General features: G+C 45.0%; 15 protein-coding genes and 1 pseudogene. 10 read left to right on the top strand and 6 right to left on the bottom strand.

What is annotated here, in order from left to right:
• Positions 1-231 precede the first annotated feature (231 nt).
• On the top strand, positions 232-3045 hold the full coding sequence (locus tag QUB10_RS17405; protein WP_333203990.1) for a chloride channel protein: 2814 nt from the start codon (positions 232-234) through the stop codon (positions 3043-3045).
• A gap of 77 nt (positions 3046-3122) precedes the next feature.
• Positions 3123-3401: a hypothetical protein gene (locus tag QUB10_RS17400; RefSeq protein WP_333203988.1), complete on the top strand. Its 279-nt coding sequence runs from the start codon at positions 3123-3125 to the stop codon at positions 3399-3401.
• On the opposite strand, the gene QUB10_RS17395 is transcribed toward QUB10_RS17400, so the two are convergent.
• Positions 3376-4890, bottom strand: a complete 1515-nt coding sequence (locus QUB10_RS17395; RefSeq protein WP_333203986.1) for an FAD-dependent oxidoreductase — start codon at positions 4888-4890, stop codon at positions 3376-3378. The genes QUB10_RS17400 and QUB10_RS17395 overlap by 26 nt on opposite strands.
• Before the next feature lie 101 nt (positions 4891-4991).
• On the opposite strand from QUB10_RS17395, the gene QUB10_RS17390 reads away from it, so the two are divergent.
• Complete coding sequence (locus QUB10_RS17390) at positions 4992-5840, top strand: ABC transporter permease (protein WP_333150991.1); 849 nt, start codon at positions 4992-4994, stop codon at positions 5838-5840.
• A 137-nt stretch (positions 5841-5977) separates the two neighbouring features.
• Here QUB10_RS17390 and QUB10_RS17385 read toward each other — a convergent pair whose 3' ends face one another.
• Positions 5978-8038, bottom strand: a complete 2061-nt coding sequence (locus QUB10_RS17385; protein WP_333203984.1) for a dynamin family protein — start codon at positions 8036-8038, stop codon at positions 5978-5980.
• 94 nt (positions 8039-8132) lie between these two features.
• Here QUB10_RS17385 and QUB10_RS17380 point away from each other — a divergent pair, with 94 nt between their 5' ends.
• The 3 genes from QUB10_RS17380 to QUB10_RS17370 all read left to right on the top strand — a co-directional run bounded on the left by QUB10_RS17380 (position 8133) and on the right by QUB10_RS17370 (position 11404).
• Positions 8133-8990, top strand: coding sequence for an ABC transporter permease (locus QUB10_RS17380; RefSeq protein WP_333203982.1), 858 nt, complete (start codon positions 8133-8135; stop codon positions 8988-8990).
• A gap of 51 nt (positions 8991-9041) precedes the next feature.
• Positions 9042-10103: a spermidine/putrescine ABC transporter substrate-binding protein gene (locus QUB10_RS17375; RefSeq protein WP_333203980.1), complete on the top strand. Its 1062-nt coding sequence runs from the start codon at positions 9042-9044 to the stop codon at positions 10101-10103.
• A gap of 212 nt (positions 10104-10315) precedes the next feature.
• Entirely contained in the window at positions 10316-11404 is a 1089-nt protein-coding gene (locus tag QUB10_RS17370; protein ID WP_333203977.1) for an ABC transporter ATP-binding protein, read from the top strand.
• A 156-nt stretch (positions 11405-11560) separates the two neighbouring features.
• On the opposite strand, the gene QUB10_RS17365 is transcribed toward QUB10_RS17370, so the two are convergent.
• Positions 11561-13840 (bottom strand): DUF255 domain-containing protein, encoded by a 2280-nt coding sequence (locus QUB10_RS17365; RefSeq protein ID WP_333203976.1) that lies wholly within the window; start codon positions 13838-13840, stop codon positions 11561-11563.
• Between the two features lie 127 nt (positions 13841-13967).
• Between QUB10_RS17365 and QUB10_RS17360 the strand changes: the two genes are divergently transcribed.
• Entirely contained in the window at positions 13968-15542 is a 1575-nt protein-coding gene (locus QUB10_RS17360; protein ID WP_333203974.1) for an outer membrane protein assembly factor BamB family protein, read from the top strand.
• On the opposite strand, the gene QUB10_RS17355 is transcribed toward QUB10_RS17360, so the two are convergent.
• Positions 15543-15743, bottom strand: coding sequence for a hypothetical protein (locus QUB10_RS17355; protein WP_333203972.1), 201 nt, complete (start codon positions 15741-15743; stop codon positions 15543-15545).
• Positions 15744-15781: 38 nt separating this feature from the next.
• A pseudogene (locus tag QUB10_RS34275) lies at positions 15782-15895 on the bottom strand (DUF255 domain-containing protein); the annotation flags it as partial.
• Between the two features lie 1180 nt (positions 15896-17075).
• On the opposite strand from QUB10_RS34275, the gene QUB10_RS17350 reads away from it, so the two are divergent.
• Positions 17076-17795: a PEP-CTERM sorting domain-containing protein gene (locus QUB10_RS17350; RefSeq protein ID WP_333203970.1), complete on the top strand. Its 720-nt coding sequence runs from the start codon at positions 17076-17078 to the stop codon at positions 17793-17795.
• 62 nt (positions 17796-17857) lie between these two features.
• Here the strand turns inward: QUB10_RS17350 and QUB10_RS17345 are convergent, their stop codons facing one another.
• Positions 17858-18031, bottom strand: coding sequence for a hypothetical protein (locus QUB10_RS17345; protein WP_333203968.1), 174 nt, complete (start codon positions 18029-18031; stop codon positions 17858-17860).
• Positions 18032-18959: 928 nt separating this feature from the next.
• Here QUB10_RS17345 and crtA point away from each other — a divergent pair.
• On the top strand, positions 18960-19796 hold the full coding sequence (crtA, locus tag QUB10_RS17340) for a cyanoexosortase A (RefSeq protein WP_333203966.1): 837 nt from the start codon (positions 18960-18962) through the stop codon (positions 19794-19796).
• A gap of 757 nt (positions 19797-20553) precedes the next feature.
• Positions 20554-21426 (top strand): exosortase-dependent surface protein XDP2, encoded by an 873-nt coding sequence (locus tag QUB10_RS17335; protein ID WP_333203964.1) that lies wholly within the window; start codon positions 20554-20556, stop codon positions 21424-21426.
• Positions 21427-21688: the final 262 nt, after the last annotated feature.

Here is a 21688-nt window from a genome sequence, read left to right as displayed (position 1 = left end):
ACAAATCAGGGAAGTAGTTCTTCCGTACTTGTTATGGTAAATGGACTGCTGTGAGATATTCGACTGCTATGAGCGATCGCTGGCAATATATCAAATTGGTTCTATAAACATATAGAATTAATCAGGGTTAATCTGCGTGAACATCCGGTTAAAAATTAGTTATATTTTGCCAAGTCGAACAATTTTTCGATAAAGTGCGAGCAGACAATTCTCAGGTCATCTACGCTATTTATGCCGTACATAACTATCCCTAAACAATTTAGGGAACCTTCCAGGGTCATCAAATCTCAACTTTTTTTACGACCAAAACGCCTAGCCATTTTTGAAGCTTGTCTGATCGGTTTAATTTCAGGACTCGCTGGGGTTTTGCTCAAATCAGGAGTCGGATGGCTGGGCAGTTGGCGAGTTGCTACCTCGACAGTAATCCCAGCTTGGATATTACTGCCCAGCGTCGGTTTATGCGGCGGGTTGCTGACTGGTTTCTTGGTTGAGCGTTTGGCTCCCGAAACTGCAGGCAGCGGCATTCCTCACGTCAAAGCTGCTCTCGGCGGAGTCAATCTTTCCTTAGATTTGCGAGTAGCTGTCGCCAAACTTCTGACCACTATTTTAGCAGTTGGTTCCGGTTTAACTTTAGGCAGGCAAGGCCCTACTGTGCAAATAGGAGCATCTTTGGCTGGCTGGATAGGTCACTTGATGCCGACTTCCCCAGACTACCGCCGACAATTGATTGCTTGCGGTGCTGCTGCAGGATTGGCTGCAGGTTTCAATGCTCCCATTGCAGGAGTTTTGTTTGTAGTTGAAGAACTCCTGCACGACGTTTCGGGATTGACTTTAGGGACTGCAATTATCGCTTCATTTATCGGTGCAGTTGTCTCGCAGCTTTTGGGCGGCGATAGTTTAAGTTTGAACCTTCGCGCGTACCAAACCAGTTTTGATGCTCAGGAAATCCCGTTTTATATACTATTAGGAGTTTTAGCGGGATGGCTGGGAGCTTTGTTCACCAAAGGGATTATGGCTAGCTTGCAATTTAACAGGCGATCGCTCAAATTAGCTTTGCCTGTGCGAATGGCTCTAGCTGGTCTAATCTGCGGTTCAGTAATAGCTTTTCTTCCAGCAACTTTCCGCGATAATACGGGTTTGCGGGAGTTTATGCTGACAGGCGAAGCAAGCGGCATAACGAGTTTAATTGCCTTTATAGCTCACTTTTTTCTGACAATTATTTCTGCTGCTTCTGGAGCTCCGGGAGGATTGTTTTCCCCAGCCCTAGTTATGGGTTCTGCACTCGGTCACATGGTGGGAATTGTGCAGGCAGATTCCCTGGGTGTCGGTTTGCCGGTAACTTACGCTTTGGCGGGAATGGGAGCGTTTTTTTGTGCGGTTTCTAGGGCGCCGATTACTGCGGTAGTAATTGTGTTTGAAATTACGGCAGATTTCAAATTAGTGCTGCCTTTGATGATCTGTTCTGTAGTTGCTTATTTGGTGGCGGAAAAGGTGGACAGTGGCTCTTTTTACGATCGCCTTTTGGAGTTTAACGGCATTCAACTGACAAAGGCAAAAGCGGCGAGCAATACTTTGAGCGACTTGCACGCAGATGACGTGATGCAGCGCCGAGTTGAAACTCTTTCGAGTCTGCTGACTTTCGATGAAGTGATGCAGGCTTTTTCGCGATCGCACCACCGAGGATTTCCAGTAGTTGAAGATGGCAAATTAGTCGGAATTGTCAGTCAAACCGATTTGGCAAATGCCAGCGATCGCAATTTGTCCGGCAACTCCCTGCTCAAAGAATTTATGACTGTACAGCCGATCGCAGTCAAAGCAAGGGATACTTTAAGCGAGGTATTGTACAGGCTCAACAACTACAATATCAGCCGTTTGCCAGTCATAGAAGGCCGGCGTTTGGTGGGAATTATTACCCGCAGCGACATTATCCGAGTTGAATCCGATCGCCTCAGCGGAGAAACAACCCAGGGCCCGCATCCAGAACCTTCCTATGTTGTCTATCAAACCAGGGCTCCGCAAGTCGGAAACGGCCGCTTATTAGTGCCGCTTTCCAATCCCCAAACAGCACCCGCTTTGCTGCGGCTGGCGGCGGCGATTGCGCGCGATCGTAATTACGAATTAGAATGCCTGCAAATCATCTTAGTACCGCGCAACAGTTCCCCCTCCGAAAGCGCAGTGCGGACAACCAAAAGCCGCCGCCTGCTGCAACAAGCCGAACGAATAATTCGCAATTTGAACTTGCCAGTACACACCCAAATACGGGTAGCTCACGACGTGCCTAACGCGATTTTGGAGACAATTAAGGAGCGACATATCGATTTGATTTTGATGGGCTGGCAAGGCGAATTATCCACAAAAGAACGCATTTTTGGCGATGTGGTCGATACCGTAATTCGGCAAGCAGGCTGCGAGGTAATTTTGGTTAAATGGAGCGAAAAACTATTAGCAACACGTCAGAAAAATGAGTTTTCCGCCGCTTTCAGCGGGCGGAAATATACCTCTATCGAATGGGAGTTAAAGCCGGAAAAAGTTGAGGGCGCAGATAATCCCCCATTGGCGATATCCTCAGATTCATCAGCGACTCCAGAGACTGAACTTTCCCCGCCGAATTCTGACATTCCAGCCCCAGAATTGGGACTGCACACGCTGATGGGTTTGCACCGCTGGTTGGTGCCTATTCGGGGCAGTTACAAGCAAGCTGCGGCTTTGCGGTTGCTACCGGCTTTGGTGGCTGCGAGTGCTGTACCGGAGATTAAATTGTGTCAGGTTCACCAGCCTTCTGTTGCAGAACCCGATCGCGGAGAATTAAAGCAAGCAGCGGAGTTTATCAAGCGCCGGGTTAGCTGTTCGATAATAGCGACTTCGGTTTGCGCTAAATCGGTTTCTGATGCTTTAATTGATTTGGCTCAGAACGATCAGTGCGATGCGATCGTCCTGGGAGCGAGCCGTGAAGGGCTGCTGAAGCAGGTGATTCACGGGAACATCCCGGAAGCTGTGGCGCGCGGGTGCGACTGTACAGTCATTTTAGTGCGATCGGCCTCTTAGCTAACCAGACGGGAATCCCCCTTCTTCCTAACATCTGTTAAATCTCACATCTTGCACCATTCTCAAGAACAGGCAAGATGCCTGTTCCACAAAGAGTGAATTTTCTTGTGGAACAGGCATCTTGCGTTCCACAAAGAGTGAATTTTCTTGTGGAACAGGCATCTTGCCTGTTCATAAAAAGCTTATTGAGAATGGTGCAACATCTCAGTGGGGTCGGGCGGGTTTATAGAACCTATTTGCAAGCTTTAAGGCTGTTGGCGAACCCGCCCCTACGGCTAATTGAGAATGGTGCAAGATATCTGTTAAATGCTTTGCAGAATTTCCTTCTTCTTATGGTAGCCAAAAATCGGGAATGAAAGTTTTAGTCAAAGTGCGAGTAAACTGATTAATCTTTCTCCCGATTTGAATGTGCGGTTCGTCAGCTTCCACGGGAATAATTGCCGCTTTGTTTCCGATTCCGAAACGCGAAATTACCAAATTTGCCGCTTCCAAACCAGTAACATAAGCTTTTTCCTGCGACCAAGAACCGTGACGGGTGACAACCCAATCGCCACTCATAAATACATTATCATAACTTGTTACCGCCGGCAACAAATACTGATAGCTGCCAGGGGCAAAATGCGTCACCGCCCGCGACAGCCGAATCGCGCTGCTGTCAATTACTTTTGCCTCCCGAAAAGCGGGGATGCAAGTCGCTAAATCCCGCTGAACTAAGGAAACTATTTCCTCATCTTTTAGAGGAATTAATTGATTTGCGTGATAAAAGTCAGCTTCGACAACTGTTCCCGGTTCGTCTCGAAATTCGTCGTGCAAAGCATTCAAATCAAAAAACGTCCAACCTGTAGTTGAACTAAATCCAAAACAGGCATTAGAAGGCAGCGGAATGTCAATTTTTCTGTCAAACCACAGGCGAACAGCTAACACGTCAACTGCACCCAAATTCATCGCGTCCCGAAACTCTTGGCGACTTTGCAAAGCTGGGCTGCTGCTGATAATTTTTTGCATTCCCGTGACACCAACTGCAAAAATAACTGCATCTGCCTCGAAAGTTTCTTCGCCGCCACAAACAACGCCTGTTGCTCGGTTGTTGCTGTCAACTCTTAAATCAGTAACTCGCTGCTTTGTCAATACTTTTGCACCGAGTTTTTCAATGCGTTCGACCCAGGGGCGAAAGATTTTTTCTCCTACTGTGCCGCGACACCAAACTACATCAAAATCTGGTTGGTGTGCTAAGATAAAATAATAGAGCATTCCCAAAGCGGCGGCGGCCGAACATTGTTCTCCTGGTGCAAATAAACCTACTAATAACATAGGCTCAAAAGCATCGCGGTACAGTCTTGCAGAAACGCCAAACTGTTTGAATAGTTCGCGGGCTGTGACGCGATCGTACCTGCGCCAAGCTTCGTCGGAATTGTCGAAATCTAGGACGGCGTAGAGTAAGGGTAAGGCGGAAAGCCGATCGACTAATGGCAGTCTTTTAAATCTGGTATAAAGAAAGGTTCCTAACGGTGTAGGAAGGCGCGGTTCGTCCTGAAAAATCGGCGATTCTACTTCCAATCCGGCGGGTGAATACTGACAAGAACGAGTCCAAGGCGTGAAGGGATCGAGTCCTAATTCCTTGACTAAGGAAAAGATGTTTTTGTAGGGATACCAGAAGCCATGAATGCCTGCTTCTACGGAACGCCCGCCAGCGGTTTTCCACCCTGCAACTAAGCCACCCGGATAAGGGCCTGCTTCTAGCAGGGTGACATCATAGCCTTGCTGGGCTAGGTGATAGGTAGCGCCTAAACCGGCCCATCCTGCACCGACGACGACTATTTTGGGGGTTGACGATTCTGCTGACATTGCGTACCTCTTGATAATTTATTAATGATGACATAATTCATAAAATGCGGATTTGATATAAAATGTGTTGCATTATGTGCTAAATTTCGCTTGAGTGAATAATGAGTGTCAAAAACCGCCAGCAAACTAACCTGTTGCTGCTCTTATTTCCCGCTACCGCATGGCTGATGGTTTTCTTCATTTTGCCCGTGCTAATTGTACTGTTGTACAGTTTCTTAGAACGCGGTACTTACGGCGGTGTTACTTGGATATTTACTCTCAGCAACTACCAGCGTTTGTTCAGTGGACTTTTCTTAGGAGTAATTGGGCGATCGCTCTGGCTGGCTTTTCTAACAACTGCCGCTTGCTTGTTAGTTGGCTATCCCCTAGCATTCTTCATCGCCACCCGTTCTCCTCGCTGGCGAAATGCTTTGCTTTTGCTGGTAATTATTCCATTTTGGACTAACTTTTTAGTGAGAACCTACGCTTGGATCATACTCCTGCGTAGCGAAGGAGTAGTTAACACAGCCTTGCAAAGCTTGCAAATTATTAGCGAACCGTTAAACTTGCTTTTTACGCCTTTCGCTGTGGCGATCGGTCTTATTTACGGCTATTTACCTTTCATGGTTCTGCCTTTATATTCTAGCATAGAACGCTTCAATTTTTCATTGGTAGAAGCCGCTCAAGATTTAGGGGCAAATGATATTCGTACTTTCTGGCGGGTATTTTTACCATTAACAACTCGCGGTATTGTTGCAGGATCTATTTTAGTTTTTGTTCCAGCAGTCGGCGCTTTCATCACACCGGATATATTGGGCGGTTCTAAAACAGTTATGGTGGGAAATTTGATTCAAAATCAGTTTATGAAAGCTCGCGATTGGCCTTTTGGATCGGCGCTTTCTATGCTGTTGACGGTAATCATATTGATTCCTGTGTTAATTTACTTCCGCGTGTCTGACGAAACCCAATAGTAAGGTGCGAAATGGGCACCTTAAGCTGTTGGGCATCTAAATTGTATTTTTTGGGCGGGCTTTCTGGCCCACCCCACAAGACTTTTCTTAAATTTGACTCTACAATTTAAATGCACTTCAGCTTACTTGGATTTTAGCTAAAGAAATCCACCTACCAACTCAATTTGCTGCAATTGAGACAAAATATTGGCTTCCAAGTCTTTTAGACGTTTAGTTTCAGCGAGTATGTCAATTTCTCGCGATTGTTTTTGAGCGAGCAAACTATCTAACTCGGCTTTGCGAGAATTGATATCAGCATTCACGCGATCGCACACCTGTTCTTCGTAAGTCTCAAAACATTTCCTGACTGCTTGATAAATATATTGCGACTGTTCTTCAGCGATTTGTGGCAGATATTTGACAAACTCTTTCTTAGTCGCAGAAATGAACTGTTGGCGAACATACTCCGCTTGCAATGCTACAACACCTGTAACTACCAGAATTCCACCCAAAACTGAAAGAGTTAAAGAGGCAAAAACTACACCGATAATATTTAGCACCAGCGTCACCATGACACAAGCCAAGACACTCTGCCAAAACATATTGAAAGAATGAATACCTCTGTTGAGGTTGTCGGGAATCGAGGAAAACATATCTATTGCCACCTCAGCCCAAGTCGAGTTTTCTTCATGCTTGTAGCTATGTCCGACGGCGTAGAATCGGTAGCCTAACAGCTTCTTATTCATAGCCTCTACTACTCGTTCATATTCAATTCGAGAATCGGCTGCTTTTTCCTCAAGTTCAGAGAAAGCAGAGGCTATCTTCTGTTTGGCGATGAATTCCCAAGCAGCGAGGCGATCGTTCATATATCGCTCGAAAGCACGTTTGAATGAGGTATAGAACATTGCCCGGTTGTTTTTGTCGAGAAATTGCATGAAATCTAAATCGGGCTGAGTGCTTAAAAAATCCTTTTCAAAGGTGTTCTCTAAATCCAGGATATAGGTACGGAAAGAATCGCCTATTTCTTGGGAAGTTCGCTCGCGGACTGTTCTAATTTCTTGCTGGAATTGATTACCAATTTTCGACAAGTTTGCGAAGTCCGACTGAATCGAATCAATTTTCTCTTTCAATTGATCGACAGTTTCATCTAACAAAGGAATGCGGCGGGAGATTGCTGCTTGAAAGCGATTGCAAGCTTGAAGGGCGATCGCTCTTGCTTGTTCCCGTTCAGCAGCAGCTCGTTCCCCAGTCAGAAAATGATTGAGAGCCGCCAGAAACTCGACAAAGCCCGTGCCTTCTAAAGTAGCTTCTGAGTTTTTCAAACGACTACGCAAGGCATTGAGAGCAGAAATCTCAAATACTCGCTGCTGATAAATATCCCGACCCCGATCCTGACAATATTCACTCAGATTAGTCTGGAAAACTCGACGCAGTTTGTCCTCGGCTACTTGCAGTGCCTCAGTGTCTTCTGGATCGAAAAGTCCCTCTCGAATTCTATCCCAAGAATTGACTATGAAGAAGATAGTTAAACCTCGGTCTTTCAGGTAATTCTGGAGATAGCGGCGTTCCTCCAATGTGCAAGGTTGAGACGCACTCAACACAAAAAGTATGGCGTGACAGTTATAGATATAGTCGAGAGTAAGCTGGTTTCGCGCTTCCGTATCATTCAGTCCCGGGCTGTCCACAAATTCGATACCTTTGGCTAGCAGCGGTAGCGGATGCTCTACCACCGCATGACTGATATCTGGAAAAGCTAGCTGTTTACCCCGCTCTAGAATTTTTGCTTCTTCTGGATCAATTGTATAGCGCTGCTTAAACTGCTGAAAATCTATTTCTTCTGGTTGTTTGCTATCGTTATAGTAAATCGTCGCTTTCTCTGCAGTACCGTATGTCAGCACCGTTAACAAAGCAGTACAGGGAGTGACATCACTGGGAAGTAAATTCTGCCCTAGCAAAGCATTGAGAAATGTACTTTTTCCCCGCTTCATATCCCCTAATACTAAAAACCGAAAGACTCCTTGGCGCAAATTTTTACTTTGCTGGATGAGACGTTCAATCTCTTTAGAGAGTCCTAGTTTTCCAGATGTATTTTCTGCTTGTGATTCAGCTTGGGTGAGATTTTGGGCGATATCCTCCAACAAAGCTGCTATCTCGTTGCGAACTCTGACAAGGCGATCCAAGCTATGGAGCCAACCAGCCGCTTTTTCTTGACTGCTCATGGGTCTTCCCTCGAGTAAGGTCTAATTCGATCTTATCACCTTGACCGATCTAAATTTAGGGTAAGATGCGCTAATGACTAATGACTAATGACTAATGACTAAAACAAAAATAGATTTACTCGTGCGGGCGATCGGCAAAAAGTGGCTTTGGGTACAAGCTGCACTAGCATTTGCCTTTCTTTACTTGCCAATTCTCATCTTAATTATTTACTCCTTTAACGCCTCCAGATTCAATGCCGTTTGGCGCGGTTTTACCCTCGATTGGTACCGCAGTTTGTTTAGCAATGCAGGCGCGACGATTGCTACGAGTAGCAGCGCCGGAATCTGGACAGCACTCAACAACAGCTTGCTAATTGCAGCTATTTCGACGGTGTTAGCGACAATTTTTGGTACAATGCTCGCCCTAGCACTCGAACGCTTTCATTTTCCGGGGCGCAAAGCTGTAGAAGCTTTACTGTTTTTGCCGATTATCATGCCCGAAATTACGATCGGCATTTCGCTGCTAGTTTTCTTTACCCTAGTATTTCGGATCGTAGAAAATCTTACAGGAATTCGCCTGAATCTCGGCTTACCTACCGTAATTATAGGTCACATTGTCTTTAATATTTCCTTTGTGACTATTACTGTCAGGGCGCGTTTGGCGGAACTAGATCCCCAATTAGAACAAGCAGCTTTTGACTTAGGCGCTAACGAATGGCGGGCTTTTTGGCGCATCACTCTCCCTCTGATTTGGCCCGCTATTTTCAGCGCGGCACTGCTGGCTTTTACTCTGTCGCTAGACGATTTTGTCGTGACATTTTTTACCACGGGTGTCGGTTCGATGACGCTGCCATTATTTGTTTATGGCATGATAAAATTTGCAGTTACGCCAGCGATTAATGCCATTTCAACTTTGATGTTGTTGGCTTCCTTGTTGCTGGTTGTATCATCGTTAAAAGTTCAGAAAAGTTAAAAAAATTGCTTTCTGTGTCATAATTATTGTCGTCTGCAACTAACACAACCTATGAAACGCCTGCTGACTTTCCTACTTTTGTTTGTGATGAGTGCAACCGTGGCTTTCGGCTGTAGCCCCACAGGTGGCAACCAGCAGCAAGTGCTCAGCATTTACAATTATGCAAGTTATATCGCCCCAGAAGCGATCGCCCAATTCGAGAAAGAGAACAATGTTAAAATTCAATACGACACTTTCGAGAACAGCGACGCACTCTATGCCAAACTCAAACAGGGAAACCCCGGTTACGACTTAATATTTCCTGCCGATTACATGGTGAAAATCATGACCGCAGAAAATCTAATTGAGCCGCTGAATTTAAACAATATTCCCAACCAAAAAAACCTCGATCCTAAGTTTATCAATCAAGCTTTTGATCCGGGAAATAAATATTCCCTGCCCTACCAGTGGGGAACGATGGGAATTGGCTACAACCTGAAAGAAACCAAGGGCGATATCAACAGTTGGGCGGCGATGTTTGACCCAAAATATACCGGAAAAGTCGCGTGGCAAGACGATGCCAGATACACATTTGCAGGAGTTTTAATGTATTTAGGATTTGACCCAAATACAACCAATACCGAAGAGATTAACAAAGCCCGCGATTTGCTAATTAAAAGTAAAAATATTATTGCAGCTTTTGTCCCCGACACCGGGCAAAATATGCTAGATCAAGGAGAAGTAAATTTGGCAATGGAATGGAGCGGTGATATTTTCCAAGTGATGACAGAAAATCCTAATATCCGTTACGCTATTCCCAAAGAAGGAACAATCATTTTTTCGGACAACATGGCTATTCCCAAAGGTGCGGCCCACAAAGAGTTAGCGGAGAAATTTATTAACTTTATTTTGCAGCCAGAAGTCGGCGCCCAAATTTCCAATTTTACCCACTTCGGATCGCCCAACAAAGCAGCAATCGATCAAGGTTTAATCGACCCGAAAGATTTTAAAAATCCTCAAATTTACCCCCCGGCTGAGGTGTTTGACAAAATGAAATTATTGCAGGATGTCGGGAAAGCAACTGCATTGTATGATAAAGCTTGGACGGAAGTTAAAGCAGGGGCTGGAAAGTAGATATAACACAGGTTTCTGCGGGGGCTGGTTCACTTAAGTTTTGAGTTTGCAGGGGAGTTGCACCCTCGTCAAGAACGGGCAAGATGCCCGTTCCACAAGAAAATTAAGTTTTGTGGAACGGGCATCTTGCCCGTTCCTAAACAAGTAATTGAGAATGGTGCAAGATATCAGGACTCGAACTCAGATTTTTATTACTCACAAATACTAACACAATGCACTCTGTCGAAGTTTTAGAAGTTTCCAAAGTATTTAAAAGTGCCCGCAGTCAAGATTTCTTAGCTGTAGATAACATCAACCTGCAAATTTACGATCGAGAATTCTTTTCTTTACTAGGCCCTTCCGGCTGCGGCAAAACTACAACTTTGCGAATGATCGCTGGTTTTGAAATTCCCACAGCGGGCGAAATTTACATTCACGGCCAACCGATGCAAAATCGCCCGCCATTTCACCGCCCAGTAAATACGGTATTTCAAAACTATGCTTTATTTCCGCACATGACAGTAGCACAAAATGCCGCTTTTGGGTTGGAAATGGAGAATTTGCCTCAGCAAACAATTCGCGATCGCGTTGCGGAAGCCTTAGCATTAGTACAGTTAACCGAGGTAGAAAAACGCTATCCCCGCCAACTGTCAGGGGGACAGCAGCAGCGAGTAGCATTAGCAAGAGCATTAGTCAAACAGCCGTCTGTTTTGCTGTTGGATGAACCTTTAGGAGCGCTGGATTTAAAATTGCGTAAAGAGATGCAATTAGAATTGAAAAAAATGCAGCGAAAATTGGGAATTACGTTTATTTATGTAACTCACGATCAGGAAGAAGCCCTAACGATGTCGGACAGAATTGCAGTGATGGATGGAGGAAAACTGCAACAAGTCGGCACGCCTGTTGATATTTATGAATATCCTAAAACGAGGTTTGTTGCTGATTTTATTGGCGACAGCAATTTTTTAAGTGGTCGAGTAGTAGAAAAGCAAAACGGTAAAATAATCGTGTTGGTTGACCAGGAGTTGCCCGTGTTAGTTGCGACAGCAGAAGATATGCCCGCTGGGAAAGTTGTTACCCTGGTGTTGCGACCAGAAAAAGCTGCTATTTATCCGGCTAATTATGATGTTGAAAATAGCTGGCCCGCCATAGTAGAAGAGGCTATTTATATTGGCACTGATACGCGCTATACGGTGCGGTTGACTGCTAAAAGTTCGATCGCCCTTCGCCGACAAAACTTGCACAGAGATGACTTGCAGCGGCACAAAGTCGGCGACAGCGTTCGAGTTGCCGTGCCGCCGGAAAGTATCTACATTGTTTGACACTCAAGCGGGCTGAAGCCACGGAGATTCTTTGGAAGATTGAGGAGCCGATTGAAGATGTACTTCCTTCCCGGTAGGAGATAATCTACTTCTTCCTTCTGCTTCCTCCTTCTTCCTTCGCGTCTTCGCGGTTCAATAATATAGACAGTATTGGTGCTAAACTCGCGTTTGACTGTGCAAAATTTCCTCCAACAGTCGCTCTTGACTTTTCGCAGGTTCCTTGCAAGTCAAACACTCGCAAACTAACCCGATAACACCTTCAGGCAAATCAGCCTCAATCTGACAGACAGCAGTCGGATAATACTGCGAAATCAACCCCGAAATCTGGTCGGGAGTCGTGCGAATCAGGGTAGAATGCTGATACCAGTCGATCGCCGAAAGTAGACTCGGACAAGCTTGCGGAGCATCTTGTACAATACTGCTGAAAGCTTGCAGACCTTGCTCCGCGCGATCGAGATATTCCAAATTCGGGCCCAACAGCGCGAGGCGAACCAAAGAGGCGATCGCAATTCCATTCGCCGCCGGAGTTGCATTGTCTATATAGCTGCGTTCCCGCACCAACAAATCTCCGCTAGCATCCTTAGCAGTATTGTAATATCCTCCCAATTCCACACTCCACAAAAACTCATCAAACTCTTCTTGCACCTGCACAGCTTTCTCCAACCAAAACTGAGAATTCGGCAACTGTTTTGCCTCTTCCCCATTGCCTAAAGTCAAACTCGCTTGATGCAAATCCAACAAAGCTTTCACAAACAAAGCATAATCTTCCGACTGCGCGGTTACAGCAGATTGTCCGTCATAATTCAGCCGCTGAAACCGCCCATCCGTCCACTGATTGTCTAAAATAAAATTAGTTGCTTTCACAGCTAATTCCAGATATTCCAAATTTCCAAAAACAGCGGCAGCGCGGGCTAAACCCGAAATCATTAAGCTATTCCAAGCAGCAATCATTTTCGTGTCAGTAACTGCGGGAATTCTACCCGGCCAACTGTCGTTTTTAGCTTCTTGATTGTTGCGCGCTGGCGGAAAGGTTTTTACAGTATCGGGATTGCCACCGTAGCGAACTTGAAAGAGTTTAGCCAAAGCCGTTTCTACCGTGTCGCTCAGTTTTCCCGGATGGCGGCGCTGCAATACATTCTTGCCTTCAAAATTGCCGTTGCGACTAACAGTAAACTGTGCTTTAATTTCTGCCAATTCCTCAGCAGTTAATAGTTTTTCCAGTTCCGCATAAGTCCAGACATAAAATGCTCCTTCTTCCGGTTCTGACCCCCCCGTTGCCCCCCCTTGGTAAGGGGAGGTTGAATTTTCTGCCCCCCCTTGGTAAGGGGGGGTTGAATTTTCTGCCCCCCCTTGGTAAGGGGGGGTTGAATTTTCTGTTTCCCCTTGATAAGGGGGGGTTGAATTTTCTGTTTCCCCTTGATAAGGGGGGGTTGAATTTTCTGCCCCCCCTTGGTAAGGGGGGGTTGGGGGGGTAAAGCTGTCCGCATCCTGTGCAGCATAAAAATAGCCTGTCGGCGCAATCATTTCTCGCTTCAACCATTCTACTGTCCCCGCGATCGCAGTTTCAAAAGCCGGTTCTTGTATTCCCGCGCTCCACAAATTTGCTAAATACTCAACAATTTGACCGTTGTCGTAGAGCATTTTTTCAAAGTGTGGCACAGTCCAAGTAGCATCAACCGTATAGCGGTGAAATCCGCCTCCTACGTGGTCGTAAATGCCGCCCAATGCTAAGTCTAATCCGCGCTGAGTGCAGACTTGTTTGCTGTCGTATTTTGATTCAAAATTAAATCGCGTTCCCCGCAGTGCTAGCTCAGCATAAGGTATCATCGGAAAACTGGGGCCGGGGTTGCTGCCCGCAATAATTCCGGTGTTGATTTCTAAGCCTTTTTGGAAGATTTGGCGATTTAATTCGGCAGTTACTCCTGACAGCGCTGCCGACTGTTGGAGGTTGCTTAAAATTTCTGCTTTGAAGGCTTCTACTTTGCCTTTTTCTGTGTCGTAAAAGCGGCGAATTGCTTGCAAAACTTCTAAAAATCCCGGCCGTCCGTAGCGCGGTTCTACAGGGAAATAAGTGCCTCCGTAGAAGGGAACTCGCTCGTCTGGAGTGAGGAAAACGTTGAGTGGCCAACCGCCTTGACCGGTCATCATTTGCAAGGTTTGCATATAAATGCTGTCGATATCCGGGCGTTCTTCACGATCGACTTTTATCGGTATAAAATGCGAATTCATGTATTCGGCGATCGCGCGATCGGAAAATGCTTCCCCTTCCATCACCGTACACCAGTGGCAGCTAGAGTAGCCAATTGACAGGAAAATCGGTTTATTTTCGCTTCGGGCCGTTTCTAGGGCTTCGTCGCACCACGGCCACCAGTCGATCGGATTTTCGGCGTGTTTCCGCAGGTAAAGGCTTTGGGATTGAGCAAGACGGTTGACCATAATCAAATATACTTTTACTCGTGCTGGGTAAGCTTGTCAGTCCTATAGCAGTTTAGCGCGAGATGTTTTAGTTGAGTTGTTGCTGATAATTATGTTTTAATATTATGGCTGATTATCTCGATCTAATATGAGCTTATCATCTCGGAGAACCTTCAATCAACACCTAGGACAATTTTTGCTGAGTGCTGCTGTTCCTCCTGCTGTTCTCAAACTGAGCCAAACTGAATCCTCGGAGCAAGCTTTATTAGAAACTAATCTTAACAATCTTCTGGCTAAAGCAGACCCAGAAATAGAATTATTAGTCCCGACCTTTTTAGGTAACGACAAGCGTCGGTTCTACGGCAGAGGTGTTCCGAAAAGCTTGAAGTTAATCGACAAATTTCAACTAGGCGGCGGCCGGACTTTTCTGGGAAGGCGGTCTGTAGTTTGGAGCGGTGCCGGTTGGACAGGACAGCCGACAATTACCAGAGACGGGGGGAAAACTTATTTAATTATAGGTGCTTATGACCACAATTTGCGAAAAATAGATATTGCTACTAATAAAGAAGTTTGGCGCTATAAATTTGATGATGTGATCAAAGGATCATCAACGATTTATATCGATCAAAAAGCGAGCGCCGAAAACAGAATTGTGATTTTGCAAGGCAGCCGCAGCGGCGGTGGTGGCAAAAGTGTCGTGCCGAGTTTTAGGGCAATATCTTTTAGAACTGGCAAAGAACTTTGGAAATTGGACATCAGGAAAACGCCTAGCTACAGCCGGGATAATGACAGCAGTGCTTTGGACATCGGCGGTGGCGTTTTGTTCAATGCGGGGGAAAATGCGATCGGCTATTTTCTCGATAGTTCCACAAGCAATGCAAAAATCAAACAAGGCATCAAGCAGCCAAGTATCTTGTCGGAAGTACAGCTTTATGCAGCAGCAGATATCCGAAAGCACGGCGGCAACTTGGTAGCGGAATCATCGCCATCAAGACTCAAAGATAGAATCTTCATAGCTGCTGGTTCCGGTCATATTTACGGTATTAGCATTGAAACTAAAAAGATAGTTTGGGATTTTTATACTGGTTCAGATTTGGATGGAAGTGCTGTAATTTCTAAATCAGGGAAACTGTTTTGTGCCATTGAAAAACAATACATTCAGGGCAACGGCGGAGTGCTGAAGCTGAATCCCAACAAGGAACCGAATGCCAGTGTTGAATGGTTTTTGCCGACGGGAAATCGCCGACTTTCTAGCTGGGAAGGTGGGATAATTGGCTCGGTGGCGTTGAATGACGAGTACAATTCAGGGGAGTTTCCGGCGCTGTTTGCCACAAATGCACTTGACGGCAATTTGTACATCGGTTCCCAAGATATGATTACAGGTAAAAAAACTTTTGTGCCTTGGCGAAACCAGTCTTACGATACTCCGGTAATAGTATTTAAAAAAGCGATTGGTTCTTCAATTTCGACTCCGATTTTTACCGATGGCAATAAACTGATCAGTGCGGGATACAACGGTGTTTATTTGTTCAATTTGAATTGGGAACGAGCGAAGTCGGGAGATCAGAATGCTTTGAAAAATGCTAAAGGGGAGTTTTACCGTTTGAAAGTAATAGAATCGGGGAGATTTAAGCCGGGTTTGTCATTTGAGGCGACGCCTGTAGTTTGGGACGGAATTGTGAGAATTTGCGCCAGGGATGGCTGGATGTATACTTTGGGTTAGTTATTGGTATTTTGTACCTTTATCGGGAACAGGCAAGATGCCTGTTCCACAATAAGTAGACTCTTTTGTGGAACAGGCATCTTGCCTGTTCTTAAAAGGGTGTTGAAATCCGCCACCTATTCCTACCTGCGGTTTAACTGCGGTTATATGTATGAGAGAAATAATTTCGGAAATTATCGGAAACTCGTTATGGCAACTCATGAAACTCACATAAGTCAAGTTTACGGTTGAGAGGATGCTCAGGGTATTTTACAGCTTGCGATCGCCCGATCGCCAAATACTTCACCTTCCATCACCCTACACCAGTGGCCGCTAGAGTAGCGAATAGACAGAAAAATCGGTTTATTTTCCCTCCGGGCCCTTTCTCAGGCTTCGTCGCACCAGGCCCACCAGTCGATCGAATTTTCGGCCTGTTTTCGCTTTTGCTGGCTAAGCTTGTCATATTATGTCCGATCTATAACCCCTAATATGGTACGGGCTCCCCTCACCAACAATACCTGCCAATAATTGACAATCCCAAAAACCCGCCCCTTGTATCTTAAAAGAGTGAGACGGTAGGGGCAGGGCTGTTTCATTCTCTTGTAGGGGCAATCCCCCCGTGGTTGCCCCAATCCCGTGACTGCCCCAATCCCGTGGCTGCCCCAATCCCACCAAATGCCTAACAAATCCTGGATGGGTGGGCATTCTTGGCACAACCCGTACAAAAAGCTGGTTTTCCGTAGGGGCAATCCGACCCCTACTCCCCGTGGTTGCCCCGAAACAGCCCTGACGGTAGAGGCGTTCCGAAAACTATGTCGCAGAAAGTCGAGTCGTCCCTTTAGTCGGGTAAAGTTCCGGCGTCACAGATAATAACGAGCACCGAAACCATTCCTCTCCAAACTGAAATGTTGCACCCTCATCAATAAACCTGTTTTGGGCGGAATCTCCCGCCCAACCCCTACTCCCCACAAGAAAACTCATTCTTTGTGGAACGGGCCCCAGAGCCGGTTCTTGATCATGGTGCAACATATAAGTCTAAATGGCGCTGGTTGCTGAATCCGAAAGCGAGAATCGACGCACCGAATACGATCCAAGATTTTGTCCTGAGTTATAGCCCAGATTCCGCAGCTTCACCTGTCACCATCGGTTTTTACTTATTTTTACCGAGCAATCAAGCTCTCACTTAAACTTTTCTACCGTACATTCACGGATAAAAAACTTTTTAAGGGCATAATTTAGAGGTTAAAAAGAGTTTTATCAGTAATTATACTGTGTGACACACCTGTTTAGGAAGGTGGGTTATAGCTTTTTGAAAGAGAGAAAAGTCAGGAAGAAAATCCGGATGGCAGCACCCCTATTTTTTGATGCAGGCCATAGGAAATAGCTAGCTAGAAGCCATCAATTTAGGCATTTTGCCTAAATCCAATCAGCTTATTCCCAATCTTCATCGAATCTTTATCAAAACTACTTGCATTCACCTGTGCTTTGCTTTAGATTGAATATGTGAAGGAAAAAAACCTGCTTCCAGTCAACTTAACAATAAAGGTGTCAACCATGAAATTCACATTAAACTTAGTCAAATCTATTTTAGCTGTTGCCGGTGTCGCCGCTCTTAGTGCAGTCTCCGCAGCACCTGCCTCCGCCATCGGCTTTGCACCTAACTCTTCCTACACCTTTGGCTTTAATAATATCGCTGGTAAGGATACGCCGGGAGATGCCTATAACAGCAACTTCAAATTTGATGTAATTGACAAGGGTACATCAGTTCTTTTTAACATCTTCAACTCTGGAAATGCCGCAGCCCCTAATATGTTTATCCGTCAAGTTTTTTTTGATGATAATAACTATCTGTCTAATCCCGTGACTAACGTTGGTAACGATGTTACCAAAGTAATGTTTAATCGTAACGCTAAGGCCGGGCAGCTACCTCAAGGTGGTAATGGCTTCGTCTCAGACTATGAATTCACAAGCGCGACTGGTAATGGTAATGCATTTGGTATCCAAGGTGGCGAAATGTTGGGATTGCAATTTACTGGAAATTATGGTGACGTACTTACCGCGTTGACTAAGGGTTCCTTAAAATTAGGTTTGCACGTCCAGAGTCTTCCTAAACTTCCTGGTCAGTCCACTAGCGATTCTTACATCAGCAGCACTATCGGCACTAGCAACACTGAAGCTACTCCTGAACCTTTAACAATGCTGGCTGCTGGAGCCGCTGTTGGGTTTGGTACTATGTTCAAAAAGCAACGCGCTCAGGCTCAAAAAGCTGAATAGGCAATCATTTGAACTGGTTTTCGATTCTGGCTTGATGCCAAACTGATTATTGTATGTTCGAGCTAAAAACCTGGTTTCTTGGTGAAACCAGGTTTCTGAGTATCTGATAGCGCGCCACCGTGAAAACCCCAGACTTGGAAGCCTATCTCAAGCGAGCATCTCATATTTGTAAAAACACTTCTTCTGGCTCCTTCCTTCTGACTCCCAACTCCAATTTCTAGCTTGGCTGCTTTCATTGAGATGCTCCCGTCAAATCGCCCCTAAACAGCGCATTTAAGAACTACCGTAAGGCTGTTTCTGAAGAATTTCCGATATATAGCAATCTTTGCAGGAGTCGTAAATTTTTTACCCCACCCCAACCCTGCCCCCAACCCGCTGGGAGTCCGTAAGAAATTCCCAAATGATGCGAGGATTGCTATAAAGCAATACGGTTGGGCTAAAACTATTTATTCCGGGCGAGATCCCCCTAAATCCCCCTTAAGAAGGGGGACGCAAGAGTAAGTTCTTGTCCCCCACTTGAGAAGGGGGGTTAGGGGGGATCGAGCTTAACTGAACCGTATTGTGCTATAAAGACACGCTCGATTCTTGAAAAGCAGATAATCACCATTGAGCATGGCTCGAACTCTAACTCGCTGAGCCGTATTTACTCGAACCTCAGTGTCACACCGTGCGCGGTGCCTATTGCGTCTCCTCTCAAGAAATCCCAGCCTCATTAAGGCTACTTATTTTTAATTTTTCTTGAATTCACTCGCTTTTTAGTCTTTGCTTACAGGGCTGAGTAAGCAAGTGCTAGGCACCCAACCAATCATTTCGAGTAGCAGTCTTTTTACTAAGTGTCCTAATGCTGAGCTATGCGTTGCATCTGAGTCTCACCATCAAATTCCAGAGTGTCTACTAACATCATCTCCAAAATTTACGGCCTTTAAAATCCCCCGAGTCCTTTCCGTAGGAGGGGTTCAAGCTACTGAGTTGTCCACATCCCGTACTATTTTTATGATATGCTCTAACAATAGTCTGGACTGTTTTTAGTTCGTACTCTGAAACCCTCGATTTTCCGTGGGTACTTTGATTGCCGAATCGCCGGGAAACCCTGATTCTAGGGTTTGCAATCAAAAACTGTCCCAAGTATGGCTCTCCTCAATCAACTAATAACTAATATCTAAAATGTTCAAGAGAAAACTTTTTTGGCTCATCATTATCGCCACAGCTTTAGTAACTCTGAATATGACACTCCTGTGGAAACTGGACGATGTTGCTCATTTTTGGATGAGCATAGTTTTTTGGTGCGCTGTGGGTTCCCTGCTGTGGGATAACCAGGATATTCTCAAAAAGAGTGAGATACAAAGTGACCTATTATCGAGAATAGCAGGGACGCTATTAATCGCTTTTATTTTATTTAAAAGTGCTGTGGTTTCCAGTAAATTCGATCCTTTTTTAAGACTTGCACCTTTTTTGTCTGGTTTAGGTTTGAGCCTACTTGCGGTAGGTTTTCATAACTTAAAACTATATTGGCGTGAATTGGTAATACTATTTTTTCATGGCACCCCCAGTGTCCTTACGTTACCTTTCGTGGATTTTGTTACCTCACTTACTGCTAAATTTGCTCATTATTCTTTGTGGTATGTCGGTTTTGATGTAACACGTGACGGTAATTATGTTGCTTTGCCAACAGGAAGGGTGTTGGTAAATGGGGGTTGTTCGGGTATAGAGGCAATGAATTACTTATTAGGTTTAGCTGTAGTTTGTTTGGTGATGTTCCCTACTAAACAAAATAAGGCTTTGGTAATAGGTGTCGCTGTCCTTTTTGGTTTTATTATTAATGTTTTTCGAGTGGCGGGAATGGCATTGTTAGTTGCATCTAAGCGCCTAGATTTGTTTAAATATTGGCATGAGGGTGAAGGTTCTTTAGTCGTGGGAATGATTGCGGTGATTTTGTTTGGGATATTTTATCAATTTATGTTGAAACGAGATAGCAAAATTAGTCAAAGTTCGGCAAATTAATTAGTTTAAAGTTGAGGTAATATAGCCTTTCTCAGAAAGATGAGGTACGACTGGGCATAGGGCATAGGGCATAGGGCATAGGGCATCGGGCATCGGGCATACCTCACTTTTTTGAGAACTGCTATATATCGGTTATACGAATTTTTTATGAGGCTGCATAGAATCAGATCCCCCCTAGCCGCCCTTATACCAATTTCATAAAGTAGCGCTAGATATTACCCCCCCAACCCCCCCTTAGTAAGGGGGGGCTAAGACTTCATCCATAGCACATCTTTATAAAAATGGTATTAATAAGCCGGGGACAAGATGCCACTCAAAGTCTCCCTACAACCAGGGGGATTTAGGGCGATCGAGATACAGCAGATTCCACGTTGATGAAGTACACCCGTCAAGCGATCGATCGCTGTAGGGAAACGGCACTGCCCTTCTTCGTGTCAACTTAACGTCAAACCCTGCCACAGACTTTCGCTAAATCAACAGCTTAATTCTCAATAGGTCCGACAATAAAAACTTTCAGGGTTTCTTAATAAGAATGGATATTTGAGGATTATTCGATCAAATGGTTACACCGTATAAGTTTTACTGCTTTTCACATGACCTGAATCCTTACGAACTAAGAGCCTGAACCTGGCTAGTGTGAAGTAGCCGTAAAGCATTTATGAAGATTCTACTAAAACTGACCTCTAGGGTAACAATCATCCAAAAGTAGTACATAATCAAGATATAGCGAATCGTCACTCACTGAGAAGTAATTGCCATGAATACCAAACTATTCCCCACCTTGGCTACTCTTGCTGCCACTTTAGGCATGATTGCAGTTCAATCACCAGCTAAAGCCTTTAATTTTACAACTAACTTGACCACTTCCGGCGTTCCCGATGCTAAAAGCGATATTTGGCTAAAGTCAGTTACATACGGCGGTAAAACAACTAGCGATTTTGCCTTCGTCAACGCTGTAAAGATCATCAACAACACGCCGATCAAAAGTGGTTTAGACCCAAAGAAACAAACGAGCAACCCTGAAGATAAGACAAAAAATAACGACAACAGCGGTGCAGCCAGTACAGATAAAGGCGATAAAGCCAGCTCCCCAATAGTAAATGGACAAGCAGTAGATGTATCGGGAATTAAGAACCCAACTGGCGGCGAAATGGCTGCTTACCTGGGTAACAACAACCTTAACAACATCATTGACACTGAAGATGCGGGTTCGTTTAAACTTAACTTATCGTTTACTAAAGCAGTAGGGAACTTGTTTTTCTGGGAACGGGGTATGAATAGCACCATCAGAGTTCAAGCTTTGGATGCTATGGGAAACACGATTGGAAAGCTCCTGAATCTTAATTCCGGCAGTTGGGGACAGGCTGGATACAGTATTAACACCCAAGAAATTGACACTACTCACAAAGTAGGCGCATGGGGCGTTAGCTTAGCAGATTTGGGAGTGAGCGGCCCGATCGGCGCTATCCAAGTCAGCACCCTCGGCTCACCGGATAATGGCCCTGACTTTAAAGTAATAGGTGAAACTGAAGCTACTCCTGAACCTTTAACAATGCTTGCTGCTGGAGCCGCTGTTAGTTTTGGTGCTATGTTCAAAAAGCAACGCGCTCAAGCTCAAAAAGCTGAATAGGCTATCCTTTTAACTGGTTTTCATCATGGCTTGACGCCACACTGATTATTGTTTCATAACTTTAAGAACCTGGTTTTCCTAAGAAACCTGGTTTCTTAGTGTTTTAGGGCAAGAACGTGAGATCAACTAATAACTAATATCTAAAATGTTCAAGAGAAAACTTTTTTGGCTCATCATTATCGCCACAGGGTAAGAGCATCTTAATCAGGCTTGACACAAGCACTTGAGAATCTGCATCATATAGTCATCATTCATCGCCGCT

It is taken from the genome of Microcoleus sp. B5-D4 (assembly GCF_036705145.1).
Taxonomy (GTDB): domain Bacteria; phylum Cyanobacteriota; class Cyanobacteriia; order Cyanobacteriales; family Microcoleaceae; genus Microcoleus.
The sequence above is the reverse complement of the archived record's forward strand: the minus strand, read 5'-3'. Positions and strand labels throughout refer to the sequence as shown.

Excerpts from the sequence above, each read along its gene's own strand:
- QUB10_RS17380 (WP_333203982.1), top strand. The coding sequence starts at position 8,133 with ATGACTAAAACAAAAATAGATTTACTCGTGCGGGCGATCGGCAAAAAG.
- QUB10_RS17345 (WP_333203968.1), bottom strand. The coding sequence starts at position 18,031 with ATGAAAGCAGCCAAGCTAGAAATTGGAGTTGGGAGTCAGAAGGAAGGA.
- QUB10_RS17370 (WP_333203977.1), top strand. The coding sequence starts at position 10,316 with ATGCACTCTGTCGAAGTTTTAGAAGTTTCCAAAGTATTTAAAAGTGCC.
- QUB10_RS17395 (WP_333203986.1), bottom strand. The coding sequence starts at position 4,890 with ATGTCAGCAGAATCGTCAACCCCCAAAATAGTCGTCGTCGGTGCAGGA.
- QUB10_RS17400 (WP_333203988.1), top strand. The coding sequence starts at position 3,123 with ATGCCTGTTCCACAAAGAGTGAATTTTCTTGTGGAACAGGCATCTTGC.
- QUB10_RS17360 (WP_333203974.1), top strand. The coding sequence starts at position 13,968 with ATGAGCTTATCATCTCGGAGAACCTTCAATCAACACCTAGGACAATTT.
- QUB10_RS17385 (WP_333203984.1), bottom strand. The coding sequence starts at position 8,038 with ATGAGCAGTCAAGAAAAAGCGGCTGGTTGGCTCCATAGCTTGGATCGC.
- QUB10_RS17375 (WP_333203980.1), top strand. The coding sequence starts at position 9,042 with ATGAAACGCCTGCTGACTTTCCTACTTTTGTTTGTGATGAGTGCAACC.
- QUB10_RS17350 (WP_333203970.1), top strand. The coding sequence starts at position 17,076 with ATGAAATTCACATTAAACTTAGTCAAATCTATTTTAGCTGTTGCCGGT.
- QUB10_RS17365 (WP_333203976.1), bottom strand. The coding sequence starts at position 13,840 with ATGGTCAACCGTCTTGCTCAATCCCAAAGCCTTTACCTGCGGAAACAC.
- QUB10_RS17335 (WP_333203964.1), top strand. The coding sequence starts at position 20,554 with ATGAATACCAAACTATTCCCCACCTTGGCTACTCTTGCTGCCACTTTA.
- QUB10_RS17355 (WP_333203972.1), bottom strand. The coding sequence starts at position 15,743 with ATGAGTTGCCATAACGAGTTTCCGATAATTTCCGAAATTATTTCTCTC.
- QUB10_RS17405 (WP_333203990.1), top strand. The coding sequence starts at position 232 with ATGCCGTACATAACTATCCCTAAACAATTTAGGGAACCTTCCAGGGTC.
- crtA (WP_333203966.1), top strand. The coding sequence starts at position 18,960 with ATGTTCAAGAGAAAACTTTTTTGGCTCATCATTATCGCCACAGCTTTA.
- QUB10_RS17390 (WP_333150991.1), top strand. The coding sequence starts at position 4,992 with ATGAGTGTCAAAAACCGCCAGCAAACTAACCTGTTGCTGCTCTTATTT.